This window comes from Massilia phosphatilytica, assembly GCF_977014125.1.
Map to the genome: position 1 here is coordinate 1 of NZ_CDRNIL010000027.1, position 2,889 is coordinate 2,889.

Here is a 2,889-nt window from a genome sequence, read left to right on the forward strand (position 1 = left end):
GATCTTCCTGCGACGAAGGCCACGGCGGCGGCGGTCTGCTCGAACTGTTTGAAGCTTGCGGTGAACAATTGCACGGCAACACATCGAGCGACGACGCCGACGCCCTGGCCGGGCGTGCTCGACACGCTCGACTGGGACGACTACATCGTGCGCGTCGACGACAGCCGCCCGCTGTACCTGATGCCGGCGCTTTCGACGAACAGTCACGGCGTAGCGCGTCGACCGCCTCGACTGGGACGCGCTGTTCTGCGCCTGCCCGGCCCTGTTTCGCACGTTCGCGGCCCACGTGGCGCGGCGCTTCGCCCATGGTCCTGATCGATTGCCGCAGCGACGCTCGGCGGCGGCCAGCGTCTGCACTGCGCTGTTGCCGGACAAGATCGTCGGCCTGTTCACTCCCGATGCGCGCAGCCTGGACGGATTGCAGGGCGTCCAGTTGCGCGCCCTCGACTACCGCTGCAGCCACGAGGACGAGCAGCGGCCGCTGCTCGTCTATCCGCTGCTCGCCCATCGCGCGGCGCGGCGCCTCCGTGGCCGCCAGGTCGGAGCGCACCACCGTCTGCTGCGGCTGCACCGCGGCCGGCTTGGCCGTGCCCGGCACGGCGGGCGCGGCGCCGGTGCGGTGCTGGTTGTTTTCGCGCGCGTTCTGGGTTGCCGTCTGCGGCGTGGCGACCGGCGCCGGCGCAGCGGGCTTTCGCGTGCTCCCGCCCGTCACGGACGAGAGCGGCAGAGGAAACTGGCTGCGCTTTTCGCTCATCCGAGCCCTCGCCGCAGCAAATCGAGCTGGTCGCGGTGCGTGAGGTCGACCTGGAGCGGGGTCACCGACACGCAACCCTGGCTCGTCGCATGAAAATCCGTGCCCTCGCCCGCGTCGCGGCAGGCGCCGGGCGCCCCGATCCAGAAGATCTCGCGCCCGCGCGGGTCCTGCCCGCGGATGACGGGCTCGGACTGGTGGCGCCGGCCGAGGCGGGTCGGCGTGAGCGGCCCCATCTGGTCATATGGCATGTTCGGATATCTATCGTTCAGCAGGAACGGCGACTCGATCAGCTCGAAACGGCGCAGCACGATGTCGCGCGCCACCCGCGCGGCCGATTCGACCTCGGCCCAGCCACCGTGCACCTGGGAAAAAGCGATGGCCGGGATGCCAAACAGATACGCTTCCGTCGCCGCCGCCACCGTACCCGAGTACAAGGTGTCGTCGCCCATGTTCTGGCCATTGTTGATGCCGGAAACGACCAGGTCGGGGCGTGTGTCCAGCAGCCCCGTCAATGCGATGTGCACGCAGTCGGTCGGGGTGCCGTTGACAAAATAGAAACCATTGGCAGCCTTCGACACCGACAGCGGGCGGTCCAGCGACAATGAGTTGGACGCGCCCGAGCGATTGCTGTCGGGCGCGACCACCACGATGTCGGCGACCTGTGCCAACGCATCGGCCAGGGCGTTGATGCCGGGAGCGAGATAGCCGTCGTCGTTACTGATAAGGATACGCATGCACCGATTTTACCTGAAGCAACGGCAAGATCGACCTATCGGACGCCACATTTATTGGCGTCCGGCGCGACGCTGGCGCCGCGTCAGCCCGCCACGAGCGGGCGCCCTCCCGCGGCCTGGATCAGCGCGCCTTCGAGCGACGACACCTCGTCCAGCGTGAAGGCCAGCAGCGCGTCCTTGTCGCCTTCCTGCAGGTAAACCTGCTTGATCATCGCGGCCCCGCGCCGTCGTAGCGGATGTGCCACACTCGGCCGCAAGATCGTCGAGCGCAGGCTGTCCGCCAGCGCGCGCGCCTCGTGGGGGCTGCGGGCGTCGATCAATTCCTGCAGGCGCGACAGCTTGTCGTCCAGGGCGTCCGGCGGCGGCTCGCCCGGGCGGCGCGGCGCCGCGTGGCCGCGCTTGCCCTCCTCCATCGCGTGCAGGCCCTGCTCCAGCGCGACCACGTGCTGCTCGATGCGGCGCGCCGCTTCCAGTTCGCTTTGTTGCCCCAGAATACAATTGGGCCAGGCGCGCCAGTTCGCGCACGAGCGCGGGCGCCTGCGGATCGGCCGCACGTTCGCCCAGCGCCTCCACGGCCTGCACGAGCCGCACCTCGGGCAGCGGGCGCCATGGGAAATGGCCGGGTGCCAGCCATTCGAGCAGGGTGTCGATGGCGCGTTGCGGGCCGCACCGGTCGCGCTCGCCCGCTTGGACCCGGCCGCGCGCCGGCGGCATGCCGACGATGGCGGCCTGCGGCAGCTGCACTTCGTCGAGGTAGCTGTCGAGCGCGACGCTGGACAGGCCGTAGCATTCGGCCAGCATCTGCTCCAGCCTGGCTTGGTAGCCCGGCTGGCCGCGCTGGGCGTCGCCGAAGCGCCAGCGCAGCCGCACATCGGCTGCGCCGTCGATGGGGCAAGGCAGCGGATAGACGAGCAGCGGCCGCTGCTCGTCCTCGTGGCTGCAGCGGTAGTCGAGGGCGCGCGCGACGACGCCCTGCAATCCGTCCAGGCTGCGCGCATCGGGAGTGAACAGGCCGACGATCTTGTCCGGCAACAGCGCCGTGCAGACGCTGGCCGCCGCCGAGCGTCCGCTGCGGCAATCGATCAGGACGTGGGCGAAGCGCCGCGCCACGTGGGCCGCGAACGTGCGAAACAGGGCCGGGCAGGCGCAGAACAGCGCGTCCCAGTCGAGGCGGTCGACGCGCTCGCCGTAACTGTCGTCGAAGCGGCCGGCGCGCATCAGGTACAGCGGGCGGCTGTCGTCGACGCGCACGATGTAGTCGTCCCAGTCGAGCGTGTCGAGCACGCGCCCGGCCAGGGCGTCGGCGTCGTCGCTCGATGTGTTGCCGTGCAATTGTTCACCGCAAGCTTCAAACAGTTCGAGCAGACCGCCGCCGCCGTGGCCTTCGTCCGCGCAGGGAAA

At 69.7% G+C, this 2,889-nt stretch carries 1 protein-coding gene and 2 pseudogenes; all 3 read right to left on the reverse strand.

The genetic code is table 11. The features are described 5' to 3' along the window. Nucleotides 1-754: pseudogene (locus tag ACWNCF_RS01175) on the reverse strand (hypothetical protein); the annotation flags it as partial. Then, complete coding sequence (surE, locus tag ACWNCF_RS01180; RefSeq protein WP_449405719.1) at nt 751-1,488, reverse strand: 5'/3'-nucleotidase SurE; 738 nt, start codon at nt 1,486-1,488, stop codon at nt 751-753. The gene surE and the pseudogene ACWNCF_RS01175, both read right to left, overlap by 4 nt. Before the next feature lie 51 nt (nt 1,489-1,539). After that, nucleotides 1,540-2,889, reverse strand: a pseudogene (locus ACWNCF_RS01185) (hypothetical protein); the annotation flags it as partial.